This is a genomic window from Aurantimonas sp. C2-5-R2 (assembly GCF_036549495.1).
GTDB classification, from domain to species: Bacteria; Pseudomonadota; Alphaproteobacteria; order Rhizobiales; family Rhizobiaceae; genus Aurantimonas; species Aurantimonas coralicida_A.
The window spans coordinates 1-19,631 of sequence record NZ_JAZHLJ010000066.1; the positions used below are offsets into that span (position 1 = coordinate 1).

Annotated in this window: 20 protein-coding genes and 1 pseudogene; 11 read left to right on the plus strand and 10 right to left on the minus strand. The window is 64.2% G+C overall.

Annotated features, from left to right (window positions below):
- Positions 1-152: 152 nt before the first annotated feature.
- From VQ044_RS19565 to VQ044_RS19580, 5 genes and pseudogenes are all read right to left on the minus strand, one after another.
- On the minus strand, positions 153-575 hold the full coding sequence (locus tag VQ044_RS19565) for a DUF1993 family protein (protein WP_327648997.1): 423 nt from the start codon (positions 573-575) through the stop codon (positions 153-155).
- Positions 576-631: 56 nt separating this feature from the next.
- Positions 632-688: pseudogene (locus VQ044_RS25830) on the minus strand (hypothetical protein); the annotation flags it as partial.
- A gap of 50 nt (positions 689-738) precedes the next feature.
- Positions 739-987, minus strand: coding sequence for a hypothetical protein (locus tag VQ044_RS19570; protein WP_327648999.1), 249 nt, complete (start codon positions 985-987; stop codon positions 739-741).
- Positions 988-996: 9 nt separating this feature from the next.
- On the minus strand, positions 997-1,287 hold the full coding sequence (locus VQ044_RS19575) for a hypothetical protein (RefSeq protein WP_327651114.1): 291 nt from the start codon (positions 1,285-1,287) through the stop codon (positions 997-999).
- A gap of 44 nt (positions 1,288-1,331) precedes the next feature.
- Positions 1,332-1,643, minus strand: a complete 312-nt coding sequence (locus tag VQ044_RS19580; RefSeq protein WP_327649002.1) for a thermonuclease family protein — start codon at positions 1,641-1,643, stop codon at positions 1,332-1,334.
- Positions 1,644-2,223: 580 nt separating this feature from the next.
- On the opposite strand from VQ044_RS19580, the gene VQ044_RS19585 reads away from it, so the two are divergent.
- Positions 2,224-2,454, plus strand: coding sequence for a hypothetical protein (locus VQ044_RS19585; RefSeq protein ID WP_327649003.1), 231 nt, complete (start codon positions 2,224-2,226; stop codon positions 2,452-2,454).
- 249 nt (positions 2,455-2,703) lie between these two features.
- On the opposite strand, the gene VQ044_RS19590 is transcribed toward VQ044_RS19585, so the two are convergent.
- From VQ044_RS19590 to VQ044_RS19610, 5 genes are all read right to left on the minus strand, one after another.
- Positions 2,704-3,852 (minus strand): 2-methylaconitate cis-trans isomerase PrpF family protein, encoded by a 1,149-nt coding sequence (locus VQ044_RS19590; protein ID WP_327649005.1) that lies wholly within the window; start codon positions 3,850-3,852, stop codon positions 2,704-2,706.
- Positions 3,853-3,866: 14 nt separating this feature from the next.
- Positions 3,867-6,551 carry an aconitate hydratase AcnA gene (gene acnA / locus VQ044_RS19595; RefSeq protein WP_327649006.1) on the minus strand — a complete coding sequence of 895 codons (2,685 nt, stop codon included), beginning with the start codon at positions 6,549-6,551 and terminating at the stop codon, positions 3,867-3,869.
- A gap of 64 nt (positions 6,552-6,615) precedes the next feature.
- Positions 6,616-7,575, minus strand: coding sequence for an isocitrate lyase/PEP mutase family protein (locus VQ044_RS19600; protein WP_327649007.1), 960 nt, complete (start codon positions 7,573-7,575; stop codon positions 6,616-6,618).
- Positions 7,565-8,425, minus strand: a complete 861-nt coding sequence (locus VQ044_RS19605) for an isocitrate lyase/PEP mutase family protein (protein WP_327649009.1) — start codon at positions 8,423-8,425, stop codon at positions 7,565-7,567. The genes VQ044_RS19600 and VQ044_RS19605 overlap by 11 nt, the downstream gene beginning before the upstream one ends.
- A gap of 14 nt (positions 8,426-8,439) precedes the next feature.
- A complete protein-coding gene (locus VQ044_RS19610) occupies positions 8,440-9,123 on the minus strand; it encodes a GntR family transcriptional regulator (RefSeq protein WP_327651115.1) in 684 nt (227 codons plus the stop codon).
- A gap of 365 nt (positions 9,124-9,488) precedes the next feature.
- Between VQ044_RS19610 and VQ044_RS19615 the strand changes: the two genes are divergently transcribed.
- The 10 genes from VQ044_RS19615 (at position 9,489) to VQ044_RS19660 (ending at position 19,574) form a co-directional block, all read left to right on the plus strand.
- Positions 9,489-10,478 carry a Bug family tripartite tricarboxylate transporter substrate binding protein gene (locus tag VQ044_RS19615; protein ID WP_327649011.1) on the plus strand — a complete coding sequence of 330 codons (990 nt, stop codon included), beginning with the start codon at positions 9,489-9,491 and terminating at the stop codon, positions 10,476-10,478.
- A 104-nt stretch (positions 10,479-10,582) separates the two neighbouring features.
- Positions 10,583-11,068, plus strand: coding sequence for a tripartite tricarboxylate transporter TctB family protein (locus VQ044_RS19620; RefSeq protein ID WP_327649013.1), 486 nt, complete (start codon positions 10,583-10,585; stop codon positions 11,066-11,068).
- A 10-nt stretch (positions 11,069-11,078) separates the two neighbouring features.
- Positions 11,079-12,602, plus strand: coding sequence for a tripartite tricarboxylate transporter permease (locus VQ044_RS19625; RefSeq protein ID WP_327649014.1), 1,524 nt, complete (start codon positions 11,079-11,081; stop codon positions 12,600-12,602).
- A gap of 577 nt (positions 12,603-13,179) precedes the next feature.
- Positions 13,180-13,767, plus strand: a complete 588-nt coding sequence (locus VQ044_RS19630; protein ID WP_327649016.1) for an SLC13 family permease — start codon at positions 13,180-13,182, stop codon at positions 13,765-13,767.
- Between the two features lie 613 nt (positions 13,768-14,380).
- Positions 14,381-15,235 (plus strand): transketolase, encoded by an 855-nt coding sequence (locus tag VQ044_RS19635; RefSeq protein WP_327649018.1) that lies wholly within the window; start codon positions 14,381-14,383, stop codon positions 15,233-15,235.
- Positions 15,232-16,272, plus strand: a complete 1,041-nt coding sequence (locus VQ044_RS19640; RefSeq protein WP_442872947.1) for a transketolase family protein — start codon at positions 15,232-15,234, stop codon at positions 16,270-16,272. The genes VQ044_RS19635 and VQ044_RS19640 overlap by 4 nt, the downstream gene beginning before the upstream one ends.
- Positions 16,273-16,294: 22 nt before the next feature.
- The gene (locus tag VQ044_RS19645) at positions 16,295-17,047 is read left to right on the plus strand and encodes an SDR family NAD(P)-dependent oxidoreductase (RefSeq protein WP_327649020.1); all 753 of its coding nucleotides are present in this window, start codon (positions 16,295-16,297) and stop codon (positions 17,045-17,047) included.
- Between the two features lie 74 nt (positions 17,048-17,121).
- Positions 17,122-18,093 carry a TRAP transporter substrate-binding protein gene (locus tag VQ044_RS19650; RefSeq protein WP_327649021.1) on the plus strand — a complete coding sequence of 324 codons (972 nt, stop codon included), beginning with the start codon at positions 17,122-17,124 and terminating at the stop codon, positions 18,091-18,093.
- Complete coding sequence (locus VQ044_RS19655; RefSeq protein ID WP_327649023.1) at positions 18,090-18,659, plus strand: TRAP transporter small permease; 570 nt, start codon at positions 18,090-18,092, stop codon at positions 18,657-18,659. The genes VQ044_RS19650 and VQ044_RS19655 overlap by 4 nt, the downstream gene beginning before the upstream one ends.
- A 132-nt stretch (positions 18,660-18,791) precedes the next feature.
- Positions 18,792-19,574, plus strand: coding sequence for a TRAP transporter large permease (locus tag VQ044_RS19660; protein WP_327649024.1), 783 nt, complete (start codon positions 18,792-18,794; stop codon positions 19,572-19,574).
- The last annotated feature ends 57 nt before the right edge of the window (positions 19,575-19,631 follow it).

The following is a 19,631-nucleotide window of genomic DNA, read 5'->3' on the forward strand; positions in this document are numbered from 1 at the left end:
GAAAAGTTCATTGCCCCTGCATCGAGGGCCGCCTAACGTTCAACCCGGCATCGCCGCTCAACGAAGTTCAACAAACTTCGGGACATCCCCTGAAAAACCGTCAAGCTTCTCTCGGTTTCCCTACGGCGTTAGCCGCCACATCCGTTGTCGCATCAGCTCTGCGGCATTGATCCGGGCCGGAGATACGCGAACCTGTGCGGAACGTAATCCGCTTTCCCGAGCTCGATCCCGTGGCTTCGCGGGATGGCGTAAGCTGTGGTCAGATGAAAATAGAATTGGGCCAGCGCCCAGTCCCGCGCATATTGCTCGCCGGTCATGTCGAAGATCATGCCGCCCGGAATTTCGGTCGTAGTGGTTCGGTCCGCGCCCGCGTCGAGCGCGTCTGATTCAAGGTTTCCCAGCAGCGACAGAGCTTCACCGATCCGGGCTTGCGCATCCGAAAGTGTCTCCGGCTCCTCGCCGGCGTTCCTGCCCTCACGAGCCAGTTGCTCCATCGTCTCTGGCAGAGGTTCCCCCCGGAGCCGGATTGTCGCTTCCTGCGCCTGTAGACAGGCAAAGCGAACCTGGGACGACAAAGGGGGTACATGTCAGGCGCAAGCCGCGCGGACAGCAGCGCCTCGGCGTCCGCGTTCGGTATCTGCTTCTGTGCCTTGTCGAGCCAACCCGATAGAGCGCGCAGCATTTGCATGTAGGTCGGGACAAGAGTCTCGAAAGCTCGATTGGGGGGCCGAGTGGCCTCTAGCCGCCCATCATCCGCGTTGCAGTATCGGGCTGATGCCGGTAGCCGGTTTGCCGCTCGACCTCACGCATCACGGCGTTCCAGTGGCGTCGGTCAGCTTCGGCATCAACCTCCGCCGCCGCCCGTCGCCGCTCCCGCGCTTCGATCCAGGCCCCTTGCGCCCCCTGCATCGTCACCAGGACAGTCGCCTCGCGCCGAACCTTCGGGGAGCGGCGAAAGAGACGGGTAAGAAGCCGACCGAATAGCATTGTCCCGGATCAGACCTCCGTGGATATCATCGGCCTGCTGGTCGACGAACCATGGCGACGCCAGTCCCGTTCCCGAACGTCGAGATGCAGCAGCACGTGGGTCGCGATCGTGTCCGCCATCTTCCCCTGAGCATCCTCCCAACTCTGCCAGTTGACCCTGGGGCGCTTTGACGCGCATTCGACCCGGATCGCGGGCGGGATTTCGGAGAGAGCGAGCTTGATGATCGTGCGGAGATAATGATCGACGTGCGGCATGGCATCCTCGTGGGGAATCGGTTTCAGATCGGCCGCATCCGACAAGGAGAATCCCAGTGAAGTCCCAGGTCGTCAAGGATGACTTCAGGTCAGTTCCGGCACCATTTGTTGCCCTCATTCGGCCAAGGCTGCGACAGGCCCTCCTGGATCAACACCTGACCGGCATCGCGACCATCGGTAAGGCGGACCCGCGCGAGTTCCCGGCCGAATTTGCCTTTGCCGCCAGTCCACTCGATCGTGTAGCCGCTGCCCATCAATTGGCGGAGCCTGTCGCGGGCCTTTTCTCCCAGGCGGCGTTCAGCCGCGCATTCGGGTTTGCCGATTTCCGGAGTGTCGACGTCCAGAGCCCGCCATTTTACCCCGCGCTCCCAACCGGTGTCGCCATCGACAATGCAGGTCAATTTGCGTGCGGCGCGATTGCCGCCCGAGCAGACGGGAAGGGGGCGTGCTGGTGGGGCGGCCGTAGTGACTGCCGGTGCGGTGGGCACCGCAGGCGACGAGGTGACAAGCTCCGGAAGCTGCCGCGCCGCGAAGGGTGCGGCGAAGGCGACGATGCATGCCCCGGCGAGAAGCACTGCAAAGGATGAGGGTCGCCACCTCCGCTTTCTTGCGGGCGGTGGCCGGCGGCGATCTGCCTTGACGCCGAAAATGGTCCGATTTGACATATCTCGACTGCCGCCCCCCGATTTGTCCCTGCACGTTCGAGCATGCCGATAATGGGTCAAGGATTTCTTGCCGTTGGCTGGACAGGCGGGCGTTCCCCGGGCGCCGATGGCCGACACGGGAAAACGGCGGATCATCCCGAACGGCAGCCACCTGACGGCCACTGTGAGCATGGCGCCGGATGAACCGGCGCGGATGACACCGCCGAGCACTGACTGTTGCCAAAGTAGGCGATGGCTGACATCCGGGCGGCCGATATGGTCGGGATCGTGTTCGTCGGCTCCGCTTCATAAGTGACCGTGTCGGCACACCCCGCGGGTGGCCGCCGTTGGACTCGTCGCCGACGGTGTTCTCGAGCTGCCGGTCACGCAGGAGGAACTCGTCGATACGCTCGGTCTTTCCGCTCTCCACTCCAACCACATGCAGATGAACCTCCGCGACAGAGGTCTTGCGACCGTCGAGCACGAACGCGCAATTATTCACGGCTTCGAACAGCTGATGCGGTTCGCCGACTTCACGCCGGACTATCTGCATCTTTCCGATCGATAGGGTGGACGTTACCTGAACTGGAATTTGGCGTAGCGCTGCGCGAAAGGCGAGCGGCGGCTTCCAGCCGGTATTCATCTCGAAGCGCATCGACCGCTTTTGGCCCGTTCTCATCAGTTAAGCAGCCGGGCGGCAACGCGCCCATCCCGGCCGTAGAAGAGATCATCTGCCAGTTTCGAAAGCAGACGCACCGCCCCACGGCACTGAACGACGATTGTCGCTTGTCCTGCAGCCCCATGGTCTCAAATCGCTTCAGGCGTAGATAATGCCCTCCATAAGCCGCTTAGCGGTACGGAACACGCCTGCGCTGTGCGCGATCCAGGTATTGTCGAACTCTGCGCCTACACGGGCAACGGCGGGCAGAACGCCCGACGAGTGACCGATCCGCAAGGGCATATCTACAGAGGCGGGAACCCGCGCGATCGCGGCAACCGCCGTGCCGTCGACGCGAGCGGCGACGGCTGTGCAAAGAGCGGCCGTCAAGGGGATGGCGCGGTGCGCCTGTCCCATTGAGAGCATGCGCACGGACACGTCGTACTCTTCCGCGGCCACGGCCACTCCGGTAGTCTGCATGTAGTCCCGCGACGGGCCAACGATGCCGATCTTCGGATTGCCCTCAATGCTGGCGGCGGCATCGAAGTCCGGAGCGAGGCCTGCACGGGCGCTCGCGATTCGCCGTATCACCTCGAGGCGATGCATGAGCGTCGTGTCGGCTTCCATCTGGTCGGGCGTCTCGGTGGCGTCGCAGCCGAGATCCTCAGCCAGCACGAATACGATGAGGTTGGTTGCGTCGATTACGGACGCCCTGACCGGACCCGGCAGTTCCGGATGCTCGAACGTATCGATGACGCTGCCAGTCGGCAGGAGCCGGCCGGTCGCGGCCCCGCCGGGTTCGACGAAGTCGAGCCGGATCGGCGAGCCGGTACCCGCGACGCCCGGATTGACGAAATCGCCCTCGACCTTCGGCCGGCCGTCCTCTACCGCGAAGCGGCTGACGATGATCTTCCTGGTGTTGGTGTTGAAAATCCGCACCTCCGCTTCGCCGTCGCGGCTCGCGACGATTCCCTCCTCCACCGCGAAAGGACCGATGGCGGAGGACATGTTCCCACAATTGGCGCTGTAGTCGACGGTGGTACCTGCGACCGGGATCTGCGCGAAGGTGTAGTCGACGTCGGCGTCGTCGCGCGAAGACGACTCGACGATGCACACTTTCGAAAGCGAGGACATGCCGCCACCGAGCCCGTCGAGCTGGCGCTTCGCCGGGTCCGGGCTGCCCATCACCTTCAGAAACATCGCGTGGCGCTCCGCCGGGTCGGACGGAATATCCTTTTCCCGGAAGATGATCGCCTTGCTCGTGCCGCCGCGCATGAAGACGCCCCGATATCCGTTCCTACGACCCATCTTTCTCGTTCCCTTCAGGCGTGGCCCATCGTGTTGCGCAGCACGTAATGCAGGATGCCGCCGTGCAGGTAGTATTGAACCTCGATCGCCGTATCGAGCCGGACGGTCAGCGTGATCTCCTCGGCCGAGCCGTCGACCCTGTAGACCGTTGCGGCGATCGGCATGCCGGGCATGATATCGCCGCCGAGCCCCCTGACGTCAAAGGTCTCGGTGCCGTCGAACCCCAGCGTCTTTCGCGTCTCGCCGTCCTGGAACTGCAGTGGCAAGACGCCCATACCGATCAGGTTGGAGCGGTGGATGCGCTCGAAGCCTTCCGCGATGATCGCCCGGACACCAAGGAGACGCGTTCCCTTCGCGGCCCAGTCGCGCGACGATCCGCAGCCATAGTCGCTGCCCGCTACCACCACGAGTGGCACGCCTTCCCGCCGGTACCGGGCGGCCGCCTCGTGCACGGGCATCAGTTCGTCCGACGGCTGGTAATGCGTCCACCCGCCCAACCGCTCAGGCGCCATCTCGTTCTGCAGCCGGATGTTCGCGAAGGCGCCGCGGATCATTACCTCGTGGTTGATGCGGCGGGCGGCGAAGGAGTTGAAGTCGAGCGGGTCGATCCCCTGTGCGACAAGATACTGGCCAGCGGCCGAGGACGCGGTGATCGTGCCGACCGGCGAGATGTGGTCGGTGGTGATGGAATCGCCGAGCATGGCGAGGGGCCGCGCGCCTATAATGTCGCCGATCTCGGGAATTGACGGCGTCAGTTCCTCGAAGAAGGGCGGCTCCTTTATATAGTCGCTCTCCTCCGGCCAGTCGAAGGTCGCCCTCGTCGGCGCCGAGATTGCCTGCCACCGCTCGTCCCCCTCGAAGAGGTTCTCGTAGCGCATGCGAAAGCGCTCCGCCGTCAGGGCCTCCCCGACGATCGCCGCGATCTCGTCCGGGGCCGGCCAGATGTCGGCAAACATGATGTCCCGGCCCTCCGCGTCGGTGCCGAGCGGGTCGCTCGCCAGGTCGATCCCCATATTGCCGGCAATGGCGTAGGCGATGACGAGGGGCGGCGAGGCAATGTAGTTGGCCCTGGCCAGGGGATGGATGCGGCCCTCGAAATTGCGGTTGCCGGACAGCACCGCGATGCCGCAGACGTCGTGCTGCCGGATCGCCTCGGATATCTCCGGCGACAGCGGCCCGGAATTGCCCATGCAGGTCGTGCAGCCATAGCCGACGCAGTTGAAGCCGAGTGCATCGAGCGATGTCTGCAGGCCCGTCGCCTCAAGATAGTCGGTCACTACGCGCGAGCCCGGAGCCAGCGACGCCTTGACCCACGGCTTGATCGTCAGGCCGCGTTCGATAGCCTTGCGGGCGAGCAACCCGGCGGCGAGCATCACGTAGGGGTTCGAGGTATTCGTGCAGCTCGTGATGGCAGCGACAACGACAGCGCCATGATCGAGCCGCCAGTCGTGGCCCTCCACCGACGCACCACCCTCCGGCAGCGCCGGCTGAGCGGGCAGCACATCCGCCTTGAAGCGGGAGGCGGCCTCGGTGAGGTTCACGCGATCCTGTGGCCGGCGCGGTCCGGCAATCGAGGGCACGATCTGCGAGAGGTCGACGACCACCATGCGGTCGTACACCGGCTGCTCGTCATTCGGATCGTGCCAGAGCCCCTGAAGCTTCGCATAGGTCTCGACAAGATTGAGATGATCGCCGCCGCGGTTCGTGTCGTGGAGATAGCGGATCGTCTCGCGGTCGATCGGAAAGAAGCCCATCGTCGCGCCGTACTCGGGCGCCATGTTGGCGATCGTCGCTCGATCGGACAGGGTGAGCGCCTCGAGCCCCTCGCCGAAGAACTCGACGAAGGTGCCAACCACGCCGACCTCGCGCAGCCGCTCCGTCAGCGAAATTACGAGGTCCGTCGCGTTCGTACCGGCCGGCAGCTTGCCATCGAGGCGGCAGCCGACGACGGGCGGCACCATCATCGTCACGGGCTGCCCCAGCATCGCGGCACCCGCCTCGATGCCGCCGACGCCCCAGCCGAGGACGCCGATGCCGTTGATCATCGGCGTGTGGCTGTCGGTGCCGAGCAGGGTTTCGGGGAAGACCAGCGTCCTGTTGCCGTCCGATGCGGTCCAGATGCAGCGCGACAGCGCCTCCAGATTGACCTGGTGACAGATGCCGGTGCCGGGCGGTACGGCGCGGAAGTTCGAGAAGGTTTGCTGCGCCCAGCGCAGGAAGCGATAGCGCTCGCCGTTGCGCTCGAATTCGAGGGTCAGGTTCTCCGCATAGGACTCCGGCGTGGAGGTCTTGTCGGCCATCACGGAATGATCGACGACGAGATCGCACTGGATTTGCGGATTGACCGCTTCGGGATCGTGGCCGTTGCGCACCATCGCCCCGCGCAGCGCCGCCATGTCGGCCATCAGCGGGATGCCGGCGGAGTCGTTCATCAGGATTCGCGTCGGGCTGAACCAGATTTCCTGCTTGGGCGCGTCCGGTTCGAGGCACTCCGTAAAGCCGGTCAGGTGATCCCGCGTGACAACGATCCCGTCCTCGTGGCGCAGCAGGTTCTCGTAGAGCACTTTCAGGGATCGCGGCAGGCGCGTCACCGGCCCGGCGCCGGCCGCCTCGGCCGCTGCGAGGCTGTAATAGTGCAGCTCGCGGCCGTTGATATCCACAACGCGGCAGGTTTCGAGGCTGTCCTGGCTCGTCGTCATCGGGGTGGCTCCTCCCGGTCTGTCTCGACCGCGCTTATGGGCGCCGCTCTTTCCGAGAGGCCATTCATCGGTCCTCGCCGGGCATGTGCCCTGCGGAATTGGTGTAGCGGGCCGCCACGGAGGCTGCCGGCAGGTAGCGCTCCTCGAACGCCCGGATGTGAGAGATTCCGGTGAACTCATACCAGTTCTCGACGGCGTGCCCCTCGAGTTCCCGTAGATGCTCGACCTCGAACTCGGTGCCCCGTTCGCGCAAACCCACCAGGAAGTCGAGCTCGCTGCGGATACCGGCGCGGATCGAGGCGAGCGGGAACAGGACGAGGCAATAGCCGAGCTCCGCGACCTCACCGAGTGGGATCTTCGGCGTTGTGCGCTTCCGGGCGTAGCCGCCCATGTTGAAGACCTTGGGCCCCGGCACCGCCTTGGCGAAAGCGGCGTATTCCTCGACCGAGAGCAGCGCGTCGGGGAAGATCATGTCGGCGCCGGCCGCGGCGTAGATCTGCCCTCGGCGGATCGCCTCGTCGAGCCCGTGCGGCCCGCGCGCGTCGGTGCGAGCGATGATCACGAGGTTCTCGTCGCCGCGCGCATCGAGCGCCGCGCGGATCTTCCCCGCCATCTCATCCGCCGGGACGACCTCCTTGCCGGCGATCGAGCCGCAGCGCTTGGGCACCACCTGGTCCTCCAGATGCAGCCCCGTCGCGCCGGCGGCCTCGTATTCCTCCACGGTGCGCATGACATTGACGGCGTTGCCGTAGCCGCTATCGGCATCGGCGATGACGGGCAGCCGCGTCGCCTGAACGAGAAAGCGCACCATCATCGCCATCTCGGTCAGCGACAGAAGCCCGACATCGGCCTTACCGAGCAGCTTGTTCGCGACGCCCGAGCCCGTCATGTAGACACACTCATGCCCGGCCCGCTCGACAAGCGAGGCGCCCATGCCGCTGTCGGCCCCAGGGGCGAGTATCAAGTCGCCCGACGCAAGGCGCTTACGAAACGACGCCCGACGTGCGTGCGCGTCAGGCGGCATAGGACTTGTCTTTTGCCATGTAGGCGTCGGTGCCGATGATCACCTCGCGGTCGCGGAACGACACCATTTCCTCCTGCATCGAGCCGGAATGGCCATCGCGGCGGATGGCCTTGAGGGTCCGCTCCATCGCCCCGATCGCGGCGCGCTGCGTGTCGCTCGGAATGATGACGATCGCGTAACCCAGTTCGCCAAGGCGAGACGTTGCGACGAGCGGCGTCTTGCCGCTGTGGAACATGTTGATGAGCTTGGGATACGGCAGATCCTTGGCGATCGTCTCGATCTGCTCGACGCTTGTCGGCGCCTCGACGAAGATCACGTCGGCGCCGGCCTCCATATAGGCGTGGCAGCGCTCGATCGTCTTGTCGTAGCCCTCGACCGCGAGCCCGTCCGTCCGCGCGATGAGCACGAAGTCGGGATCCTCGCTGGCGTCCTTCACCGCCTTGATCTTCTGCGACATCTCCTTCAGCGGGATGATCGACTTGTCGTCGTAGTGGCCGCATTTCTTGGGGAACGCCTGGTCTTCCAGGTGGAAGCCCGCGACACCGGCGCGCTGGAAGGCGCGCACGGCATGCTGGACGTTGAGCGCGTTGCCGTAGCCCGTGTCAGCGTCAGCGATCAGCGGCACGCCGACGGCGTCGACCATTGTCTCGAGGCGGGCGACGATCTCCGACATGCTCATCAGGCCGAGATCGGGAATGCCCGTGCTGCGAGAGATGGCGCCGCCGCTCGCATAGACGGCTGGAAAGCCCGCCCGCTCGACGAGCCGCGCCGATAGCCCGTCATAGGCTCCGGGGGCTACCACAGGCGCATTCTCTTCCATCAGACGGCGCAGCACGGTGGATCGCTTCACGTTTCTGTCTCCATTCATTTCAATTCCGGGTGCGGGACGGCCGTGGCGGCCGTCCCCGCGAGAAGGCCTTCAAGGATCTTGCGGGCGGCGACGATGTGACGGCGCATGAGGGTTTCCGCGAGATCGCCGTCGCGGTCGGCGATCGCCGCGGCGACCCGCCGATGCTCGAGCAGCGCGCGCTGGGCCCGGCCGGGCACCGCGCTGTGGCGATAGCGGTAGATCTGCAGGAGCTGGTAGAGATCGCGGCAGAGCAGCCCCTCGATCATGTCGTTCCGGGCGCCCTTTGCGATGCGGTAGTGAAAATCGAGGTCATGGTCGCGCTGGTCGTAGTGCTCGCGGTCGGCCACGCTCTCCCCATGCGCGTCGAGCAGGCGTTCCAGGTCGGCGATCTCCGCATCGCTCATGCGTTGGCTGGCCAGCCGTGCGGCCATGCCTTCCATGGCCTCGCGCACGAAGAACAGCTCCAGAAGCGACGTATCGGACATCTCGACGACGCGCGCGCCGACATGGGCGGTGCGGATGACGAGGCGACGCTCTTCCAGGCGCCGTATCGCCTCGCGCAGCGGCCCCCGGCTGACCCCAAAACGCTGTGCCAGATCGTTCTCGCCGATCTTGGCGCCGAGCGGAATTTCGCCGGTCATGATGGCGTCGAGGAGCTGGTCGTAGACGCGGTCGCCAAGGGTCTGAGCGCCCTCCACGACATCCCGACACCCGGCTGCTCCCGTGGTGTCGGCCTCATCGCCGAGCATAGTCACTTGTGACAATTCCTCCGATATTGTCGACAATCCCTCCGACGCTGACATTCACTCGGCCTGCCGAGGTCTAGTCGAAATGCTTGGCTACGTCAGCATTTTACCAGTTTGTGGGCGTTTCGACGGTATTTTTATGGGTTTGGCGGTCTTTATCAATTGTCTCGCCAGAGTTCGTTGTTGACAACCATGGTCGAGCTGGAAAACATTGTCAACGATCAGTGCCACTTCAAGGCATGCACTACCTCGGCAGAAGGTCGCCACACACCGGCCCCGAAAACGCGGCCGGACGAAACACACGGGAGGGAGACACAGTGAAACGCTTGATCCAGACATTCTCGGCGGGGCTCGTCGCCGCCGCCATGGCAATACCGACGATGGCGGCGGCACAGGATGCCTGGCCGGACCGGCCCATCACCTTTGTCGTCGGCTTCGGCGTCGGTGGTAGCGCCGACCGTACGGCCCGCGCTTTGGCGCAGTTCATGCCTGAGGAACTCGGGCAGCCGATCTCGGTGGTGAACCGCGACGGCGCCGGCGGCCAACTCGCCGCGAGCTACGTGCTCGCCCAGCCGGCGGACGGCTACACGATCCTGGCGACGTCGGTCTCGCCATATCTGGCCAACAGCATCATCCACACCGAGGCGAGCTATTCGATCGACGACTTCGCCTTCGTCAACGGGCAGTGGTCGGACTGGGATATCATCGCCGTCAACAAGGACCGCGACATCCACTCGCTCGCCGAGATGATCGAGGCGATCAAGGAGAACCCCGGCAAGATGAGCGTCAGCGTCGTGCCGAGCTCTGCTGGACAGCTCTCGGCCTATCTGCTGCTTGAGGCGGCCGGCCTGACGGATTCCGACCTCAACATCGTCACCTATGAGAGCGGCGGTGCGGCACGTGCGGCGGTCGCCGGCGGCCAGGTCGACTTCACGATCCTCGGCGGCGAGGGTAGCGAAGGCATTCGCGACATGATCACCCCGCTCGCGGTGGTCCGTGACGAGCCGGCGCCCGAGTGGGATGCGCCGACCGTTGCCGAAGCGCTGAAGGAAATCGGCCTCGAAATGCCGGTCGTCAGCGGCTCGATCCGTGGCCTCGCGACGGATGCCGAGTTCAAGGAGAAGTATCCCGAGCGCTGGGACAAGCTCGTCGCCGCCTACAAGGCGACACTCGAGAAGCCCGAGGTGAAGAAGTACCTCGAGGAGAACTCCATTGGCGGCGAGTGGCTCGGCCCGGAAAAGACCACTGAGGTCGTCAACCGGAACTACGAAGTCATCAAGAAATACAAGGACCTGATGGGCAACTGACGGGCTGTGCGGAGGCGTCCCACCCGCGGGCGCCTCCGGTTTTCCGTCGACCAAAGCGCATCCTCCCGCGCCCAATCGCGCCCGCGCGACCAACAGGTACGCCGATGCAAGCCCGTTCCCACTTCGCTCGGATCGACTGGGGCCACGCGCTCCTCGTCCTCGCCTTCGCGACCATCACCGGCCTTTACCTGGCCGACAGTTGGGACGCGTCGTCGAGGGCCAAGAACCTCATTCTCGTCCTCCCGGCCTCGCTTCTGGCATTCGTGTTGTGCGTCTTCGTCCTGGTCGGGATCTTTACCGGAGCCCGTCCGGAGCCCGATGATGGGTCGGCCGGTTCGGCGGACGACGCGGCGCCGCTGGTCACGCGTCTGAAGACACCGCTCACGATGCTGCTTTTCGCGTGCTATATCGCCTCGCTTCCCTATCTCGGCTTCGACGTCGGCACGGCGGTCTTCATGGCCGCGATGCTGCTGCTCGACGGCGTGCGCAATCCGCTGATGCTGATCGGGCTGCCGATCGTCTTCGCCCTGGCGGTCTCGGTCTGTTTCCAGTGGCTGCTCCCCTATCCGATGCCCATGCTGCTGCTTTGAGGACCAGGGGATGATCGACCTTTCAAGCCTGTATGACGCCTTTGCAATCCTCGGCTCGTCCTGGCAGCCCTGGGGGCTTGTCGTTCCCGGACTGATCATTGGCCTCATCTTCGGCTGCATTCCGGGCCTGCAGACCAGCATGGCGATGGCGGTGTTCCTGCCAGCCACCATGACGATGGATTTCCTGAGCGCCATGCTCTTCCTGACCGCCATCTTCACCGGCGGTCAGTTCGGTGGTGGCGTCTCGGCGATCCTCATGAACATTCCCGGCACGTCGTCGGCGGTCGCCACGACGTTCGACGGCTTCCCGATGGCGCGCCAGGGCAAGCACAACGAGGCGCTCGGCATCGCACTGATCGCCTCGACCATCGGCACCTTCATCGGCTATCTCGCGCTTCTCGTCCTGATCGGACCGATGTCGACACTCGTGCTGAAGCTCGGCCCGACCGAGATGTTCGTGGTGATCCTGTGGGGCCTCACCCTGATCGCCACGCTGCGCGGCAAGTTCTTCGGCCGCAGCCTGCTCGCCGGCGTCGTGGGGCTGCTGATCGGCACGATCGGCATGAGCCCGAATGGGGTGCTCCGGGGCACAATGGGCAGCGACTACCTGATCGACGGCGTGCCGGTGATCCCAGCCATGATCGGCATGTTCGCGGCATCCGAGCTGTTTGGCATCGGAAGCGGCAAGTATCTCGTGGAGGGCGGTACGGCGAATCGGGAGGTGAGCCTGAAGCGGCTCCTGCACGGCGTGCGCCAGGGCCTCGCGTCGCCCGGCATCTTGCTCCGCGGCGGGTTGATCGGCACGATCGTCGGCGCGGTGCCCGGGGTCGGCTCGTCGGTCGCCAATCTCGTCTCCTACAGCGAGACCAAGCGTCGGTCGAAGGACCCGGACAGTTTCGGCAAGGGCAATCCGCAGGGCGTCGCGGCATCGGAATCGGCGAATTCGAGCTCCGAGGGCGGCTCGATGGTGGCGCTCTTCGCGCTGGGCATTCCCGGCGGCGGTGGGACGGCCGTGCTGCTGGCCGCCTTCACCATGCACAACATCACCGGCGGACCGCGCTTCCTGCGCGAGCACTCCGACGTGGTCTACGCGGTGATCCTCGCAAACCTCGCACAGGCCGTCTTGCTGCTCGTCGTCGGCCTGTTCATGATCCGCCTGCTCAGCGTGATCGTGAAGGTGCCGCTGCGCTATCTCGTGCCTGGCGTACTCTCCATGTCGGCCTTCGGCGCCTACGGACTGACCGGCAACATGGCGGGGCCTGCCACGCTCTTTGTCTTCGCCATTCTCGGCTGGGCGCTGCGCCGCTACGAATACTCGATCCCCGCCGCGGTGATCGGGCTGCTGCTCGGGCGTATGGCGGAGGGCGAGCTGCTGCGATCGTACCAGATCAGCGGCGGCCGCATCGACTATCTCCTCGGCCGGCCAATCACCTTCGTTCTGTTCGCAGCGCTGATTGCGTCGCTGTTCGTGCCCTGGCTCATGGAAAAGCTGCAAGCACGCGCCTCCGGTCCGGCGGGATCTGCTCTCGGTTAGTGAAATGGCCAGCCGCGCAGCTGGTAGGCTGACATTCGAGGGACGCCAGTCTGCCGTCGGGTGACGACCTTCCTGTTCACGCAGCGCGCTGCCCTCGTCAGAGGCGAGGTCGTTCGCCTCGGTCGAACATGAAGGATCCCGATGTCCCCGGGAGACCAATAAGCAGGTTGCGCCGGTGTCCGCTATTGCCACCGATCCGCCCGTTGCGACCTTTCAGCACCTCCCGGCCGTCAGAATTGCGCCCATTCCCGCCATTTACGGGCGGTCTATGGTTTCCTGGAAGCAGACGGTCCGTTTGAACCGCCGCTGTACGGCGGTCTCGATGCTTTCGACGAAAGCCTTGATCAGTTCAGCCGTGTTTTGAACAAAAGTCTTGGTGAACACTGCAAGCTCGTTTCCGTCCTCGTCGAAACCGTTCCGGTGAACGCAGTCATTTCGTAGCTTCACGGCTTTGAAGAGGCTCGCCTCATCGGGCAGTGCCGCATCACTCGCCCGATCTCAACCCCATCGAGATGGAGCCTCAGGACACAATGAGGCTGGCTGGCCTAGAACCTTCCCCCATTCTATAAACAAGGTGATGACCACCGACCAGATGATCTTGTTTGCCCTCTTTGGCGGCGTATTCGCGATGCTGCTCTGGGGGCGGTTCCGCTACGATCTCATCGCATTCTCCGCGCTCATGGCCGGTGTCGTCCTGCAAGTCGTCCCGACAAAGGACGCCTTCGCGGGGTTTGGCCATCCCGCCACACTGGTTGTCGCCCTGGTCCTGATCGTCTCCGCCGGGCTTGTTCGATCAGGCGCCGTGTTCCTGATCACCCGGACCCTGGTCGATGCGTCGCGCAGTCTGGGAGCGCACATCGTCTTCATGGGCGGGATCGGCGGCGTGCTGTCGGCGTTCATGAACAACGTCGCGGCCTTGGCGCTGCTGATGCCGGTCGGCATCCAGATGGCCCAAAGCCTGGGCGTCGATCCGGACCCGTTCCTCATGGCGGTCGCGGTGGCGGCATCCTGCGCCTTCCTGACCCCTATCGGGCACAAGAACAACACGCTGATCCTCGGCCCGGGCGGCTATGCGTTCGGCGACTACTGGCGGATGGGCCTGCCGCTCGAGATCATCGTCGTCGCCGTGTCGGTTCCGATGATCCTGCTGGTTTGGCCCATGTAAGACAGGTGGCCGGCGGCGGCGTTGTCGACGGGCTTCGTGCGAGATTTGGGGCGCAATGGGTGCTTGGGGCGAGCGAATGACCCTCAATATCTCGCTTGGCGCATGTAGCGAGCCCAATTGCACTGGCCGCAGCGTCTGCCGGGCAAAGTGAACCGACTCTTGGCTTGAGCGCGAGTGCCGGGGGACGGTTCAGCTCTGCTACCCCTTCAACGTCAAGGTGTAAGGCAGTCTTCCAGCGATGTCCGCTTTTGCCTCTGACCATAACCCTTTTGAGCGTCCGTTTCCGGCCCGTTCTCGTCGAGTAAGCAGCCAGACGGCAACGCGCCCATAGCCGTCACTCAGCCACTGAAACTTCCTGCTCCGCGGCCGGTGTTCCTTGCGTCGGAATTGCAAGTGGTCGGGTGGAAAATTGATCGGCAATTCGCGCCACGATGGTGAGGGGCTGCCGTTGCGCATGCTGAACCTCAACAAGCATGGCCTAACCGGTCGCGTCTACGCCGTTTTGCATCGAAAGACGCAAATTGTGAAGTAGAGCTAATGATCTTTGTAAATTTTCGTTACGGACGCCTTGGCCTCGCCGGTGTATTTCGAGACACCACTCAGGGAGGAAGCGATGCCACACGAGCATCGGCGCGGGGTTGGGGACAACGTGTCCCTTGCCCGACGGGCCTACAATATCCGACGCAAGGCGCTGCTGATGGGCGAAGTCCAGGGCCAGGGCTATATCGGCCAGGCGCTCGGCATCGCCGAAGTCCTCGCGGCAAGCTACTTCCACGCCTTGACCTATCGCCCGGGCGAGCCCGAATGGGAAAGCCGCGACCGCTTTCTCTTGTCGATCGGACACTATGCGATCGCCCTCTACGCCGTGTTGATGGAAGCCGGAATACTACCCGAGGATGAACTCGAGACCTATGGCATGGACGATAGCCGCATGCCGATGTCCGGCATGGCGAGCTACACGCCGGGCATGGAAATCACCGGCGGCTCGCTGGGCCATGGGCTCGGCATTGCCGTCGGCATGGCGATGGGCCTGAAGCGGAAGAACAACGGCGCCTTCGTTTACAATCTGATGAGCGACGGCGAGCTCGGCGAAGGCTCGACCTGGGAAGCGGCGATGGCGGCCGCCCATCACAAGCTCGACAATCTCATTTGTCTCGTCGATTTCAACGACCAGCAGGCGGACGGCAAGTCGACCCAGATGAACTCGGCCGAGCCGCTCGTCGACAAGTGGAAAGCCTTCGGCTGGCACTGCCAACGGGTTGACGGCAACGACCTCGACGCGGTCGTTTCGGCCTTCGACGCGGCCCGGGCGCTCACTGATAACGGACCCCGCGTCATCGTCTTCGACACGACGATGTGCAAGGGCGTTCCCTTCCTCGAAAGCCGGGAGATCACCCACTTCGTACGGGTCGAGGCTGACGAGTGGGGCAAGGCCTTGGCTGTTTTGGACGAGGGGGTGCCGGCATGACCATCGCTTCCATGGCACGTAAACACGAACCGCGGCAGGTCAAGCGCCAGCCGGACGGCTCACGTCTGACGACCTCGGCGATGATTGCGTCGCTGGCGGCGGAAGGCTACGAGACGGAGGCCGCGCCATTCGGCCACGCCCTCGTCGAACTCGCCAAAACCGACGATCGGATCGTCGGCGTGACGGCGGATCTTTCGAAATACACCGACCTGCACATCTTCGCCGACGCAATGCCGGACCGGTTCTACCAGATGGGCATGGCCGAACAGGTCATGGTTTCGGCTGCCGCGGGCCTGGCACGGGAGGGCTTCATCCCCTTCGCGACCACCTATGCCGTCTTCGCCTCGCGCCGAGCCTATGACTTCATTGCCATGGCGATCGCCGAGGAAAACCTGCCCGTCAAACTGGTCTGCGCTCTGCCGGGTCTGACGACGGGTTACGGGCCGAGCCATCAGGCGACGGAGGATATCGCGATCTTCCGCGGCCTGCCCAACATGACGATCATCGACCCATGCGATGCCGTCGACATCGCCCAGTCGGTCGCCGCCATGGCGGCCCATCCGGGCCCGGTCTATTCGCGGCTCCTGCGCGGCAAGGTGCCGGTGGTGCTGACCCGTTACAAGCCGGACTACCGCTTTGAGATCGGCAAGGCGCAGATGATCCGCGAGGGCAAGGACGTTCTCGTCATCGCCTCGGGCTTCATGACCATGCGCGCCCTCGACGCGGCCGAAAAGCTTTCGGCTGACGGCATCGACGTCGCCGTCTTGCATTCTCCAACGATTAAGCCGCTCGACGAAGCGACGATTCTTGCCGAAGCCGGGAAGGGCAGGCCGGTCTTCGTGGCGGAAAACCACACGAAGGTCGGCGGGCTGGGAGAGGCGGTCGCAACGCTGCTCATGACCCGAGGGGTGACGCCCTGCTTCCGACAGATCGCATTGCCGGACGAATTTCTGGAAGCCGGCGCGCTGCCCACGCTTCATGACATGTACGGCCTTTCGACCGCGAAGATCGCCGATACGATCCGCTCGGCGCTTTGAAACGAAACTGCGAGGAAAACGCATGGGACTTCTCGATGGTAGATTCGCGGTCGTGACCGGCGCGGCTTCACCGCGCGGGCTCGGCAAGGCGACGGCAAGACTCTTCGCCGAACACGGGGCGACGGTCGCGATCCTCGATCTCGACGAGGCTCAGGCGCAAGCAGCGGCCTCCGATCTCGGCGAGGCCCATCTCGGCATGGCCTGCAACGTCACCGACAAGGGAGCCTGTTTCGAGGTCATGGCGAAGCTCGTCGAGACATGGGGCCGCGTCGACATCTTGGTGAACAATGCAGGGATCACTCAGCCGTTGAAGATCATGGAGATCGAGCCGCAAAACTACGACGCGGTCCTCGACGTCAACCTACGTGGCACGCTCTATTGCACCCAGGCGCTGATCCCGCATTTTCGTGAGAAGAAGTCCGGGTCGGTGGTGAACCTTTCTTCGGTCTCGGCCCAGCGTGGCGGCGGCATTTTCGGTGGGCCGCACTATTCGGCGGCCAAAGCCGGTATTCTCGGCCTGACCAAGGCGATGGCGCGGGAACTCGCGCCGGATGGCGTCCGTGTCAATGCGATCTGCCCCGGCTTCATCGCCACCGACATCACGGCCGGCAAGCTGACGGAGGAAATGCGCGCGTCGGTCCTTGCCGGGATCCCCATGGGCCGCGCCGGAACGGCGGAAGACGTAGCCGGCTGCGCGCTGTTTCTGGCTTCCGATCTGTCGTCCTACTGCACCGGCACGGAAGTCGACGTGAACGGTGGTTCGCTCATCCACTAACGCCACATCGCCGGCGCCGGGGGGACCGGCGTCTCGAAAGCCCTTTCACCAGCGTTCAACGGGAGGAAAATCCAATGAAACGCATCGCAGCGGCGCTCGTCGCCACCACCATGCTTGGCTCCACGACCATGGCCGAGGAAGTGACCTTCGCGCACGGGGCGAATCCCGGCAATCCGCGCTTTGTCGCGGCCGAAGAGTGGGGCAGGATCTTCACCGGGTGCTCCGGCGGCGAGAACACCGTTAATGTCGCGCCGTCGGCAACCCTCGGTGACGACGCCGAGATGCTGACCTCGGCCCAGGCCGGCGTCATCCAGGTGACGGCCAACAGTCAGGGCGCGATGAGCCAGATCGTGCCGGAAGTCGGCCTGCTCGGCCTACCTTTCCTGTTCAAAGACCTGCCATCTGCCTGGACCATCCTCGACGGTGACATTGGCAAGATGATCGACGAGCGTGCGCAGCAGGCCGGCCTGAAGGTCTTGGGTTTCTGGGACAACGGCATCCGCCAGATTTCGCACGTCTCCAAGAACGTCCCGAAGCCGGAGGACGTCAAGGGCATGAAAATCCGCACACCGCCCGACCAGATGACCATCGACATCTTCGAGGCGCTCGGTGCGGCGCCCGCTCCGCTGGCCTTTTCGGAACTGCCGAGCGCATTGCAGTCGGGCGTCTTCGACGGTCAGGAAAACCCGCTGACCAACATCTACTCCTCGAAGATCCACGAGATCACGCCGTTCATCACTCTGACCGGCCACAAATACGAATCGACTCCGGTGGTCGCCGGGCTATCCTGGTGGGAAGGTCTCGACGACAAGACCAAAAACTGCGCCATGACGGCGACGAAGGACGCCGGCAAGATGCAGCGTGATCTTTCGCTCGAGGCTGACGAAGAGCTGAAGCCAAAGATGGAAGCGGAAGGGGTCACCTTCGTGGACGCCGATCGCGACGCCTATATTGCGGCCACCAAGTCGGTCTACGAGAAATACGCCGCGCAATATCCCGACCTGGTCAAGGCGCTGCAGGAAGCGTCGGGTCAGACCGCACAATGACCGGCGAGGCCGCGCAAGGCCTGCCGGTAACCCGTAGGGAGGGCCCGTCGGGCCCTTCCTTCCCCGACCGGATCATCGGCGTCATCCATTTTCTGGGTTGCCTCGCCTGCGCGGTGACGCTCGCCTTCATGTTCGCGGCGCTGCTCACAAACGTCGTGCTGCGCTATGCCTTCGGTTCGGGCATCACCTGGGCCTATGAGATTCACGCGCTGCTGCTTCCATGGCTCGTCGCTGGCGGCGTGATCATTGCGGCGGCAAGGGGACGGCACATCGCCGTGACGCTATTGCCGGCGATGCTGCAGGACAAGAGCCGCCTTGCCGTGCTTTTGGCGATCAATCTGATCACGCTCGCCATTGCGGCATCCGTCGTCTATACGAGCCGGCCGATTCTCAATGCCTCGCAGTTCCAGTCGTACTCCTCGCTCGGTATCAAGCAGGTGTGGGGCTATGCTAGCATCGTCGTTGCTTTCGGCGGGATTGCGCTGATCGCCGCGCTCGACACAATCCGTCTGATGATGAATGGCGCAGCCGGCTTGCCCGATCCGTCGCTCAACAGTCTGAGCTGATCGGCGGCCACAGCCCGCGGAGCGCTCCCGAACCACCTGGGCCGCCGGAAGCGACGTCAATCTGTGAACGCATCGCCCAGCGGAGAGCCGCGGAAAGGCCTTTTCGAGGGCCTGCTAGAAGGATCGCATGCCATGTCCGCGATCATGATCGCCGCCTTTTTCGTGCTGCTGGCCCTTGCTGTCCCCGTCGCTCACGCGATGGTCGGCGGCGCGGCGCTCGCCCTGATTCTCGAAGGCCGGCCGCTCGCGGTCCTTGCCCAGCGTCTCTATACGCCGACGCAAAGCTTTCCGATGCTCGCGATCCCGTTCTTCATCATGGCTGGCAGCCTGATGATGAGCGGCAAGTTCGGCACCTATCTCGTCAATGTCGCCCGCCTTCTCGTCGGCCGCTTTCGCGGCGGCCTAGGCCAAGTCTCGATCATCGGCTCAGTGATGTTCGGCGGCGTCTCGGGTTCGGCCGTCGCCGATGCGTCCGCGCTCGGCAATGCGCTGATCCCCGTGCAGAAGCAGGAAGGCTATTCCGGCGGCTTCGCCGCCGCGATCAACTCGGCCTCTTCGACGATCGCCGTCCTCATCCCGCCGTCGATCCCGCTGATTCTCTTCGGCCTCGTCGGCAACGTCTCGATCATCGATCTCTTCGTTGCCGGCATTTTGCCGGGGATGATGCTCGGCATCGGCATGTGCACCATGGTCTGGTGGGTCGCTAAGCGGAACAAACTGCCCGCTTCGCCGCTGAAAGGCGGGTTTGCCGCCTTCAAGGGCCAAATCTTCGCTGCGATCCCAGCGCTGCTGATGCCGGTCTTCATCATCGGCACGCTGCGCTTCGGCGTCGCGACGCCGACCGAGGTTTCGGTCATGGCCGTCGCCTACGCGCTGCTCGTCGAGCTATGGCCGATTTTGGGTGACGCGGCTTGATCAAGCGGCGCGGTTGTCGGCGCCCTGCGTGGCGACGCCGTCTGTGAATGTGACGCC

Excerpts from the sequence above, each read along its gene's own strand:
- VQ044_RS19570 (WP_327648999.1), bottom strand. The coding sequence starts at position 987 with ATGCTATTCGGTCGGCTTCTTACCCGTCTCTTTCGCCGCTCCCCGAAG.
- VQ044_RS19590 (WP_327649005.1), bottom strand. The coding sequence starts at position 3,852 with ATGGGTCGTAGGAACGGATATCGGGGCGTCTTCATGCGCGGCGGCACG.
- acnA (WP_327649006.1), bottom strand. The coding sequence starts at position 6,551 with ATGACGACGAGCCAGGACAGCCTCGAAACCTGCCGCGTTGTGGATATC.
- VQ044_RS19600 (WP_327649007.1), bottom strand. The coding sequence starts at position 7,575 with ATGCCGCCTGACGCGCACGCACGTCGGGCGTCGTTTCGTAAGCGCCTT.
- VQ044_RS19620 (WP_327649013.1), top strand. The coding sequence starts at position 10,583 with ATGCAAGCCCGTTCCCACTTCGCTCGGATCGACTGGGGCCACGCGCTC.
- VQ044_RS19625 (WP_327649014.1), top strand. The coding sequence starts at position 11,079 with ATGATCGACCTTTCAAGCCTGTATGACGCCTTTGCAATCCTCGGCTCG.
- VQ044_RS19630 (WP_327649016.1), top strand. The coding sequence starts at position 13,180 with ATGACCACCGACCAGATGATCTTGTTTGCCCTCTTTGGCGGCGTATTC.
- VQ044_RS19635 (WP_327649018.1), top strand. The coding sequence starts at position 14,381 with ATGCCACACGAGCATCGGCGCGGGGTTGGGGACAACGTGTCCCTTGCC.
- VQ044_RS19640 (WP_442872947.1), top strand. The coding sequence starts at position 15,232 with ATGACCATCGCTTCCATGGCACGTAAACACGAACCGCGGCAGGTCAAG.
- VQ044_RS19645 (WP_327649020.1), top strand. The coding sequence starts at position 16,295 with ATGGGACTTCTCGATGGTAGATTCGCGGTCGTGACCGGCGCGGCTTCA.
- VQ044_RS19650 (WP_327649021.1), top strand. The coding sequence starts at position 17,122 with ATGAAACGCATCGCAGCGGCGCTCGTCGCCACCACCATGCTTGGCTCC.
- VQ044_RS19655 (WP_327649023.1), top strand. The coding sequence starts at position 18,090 with ATGACCGGCGAGGCCGCGCAAGGCCTGCCGGTAACCCGTAGGGAGGGC.
- VQ044_RS19660 (WP_327649024.1), top strand. The coding sequence starts at position 18,792 with ATGTCCGCGATCATGATCGCCGCCTTTTTCGTGCTGCTGGCCCTTGCT.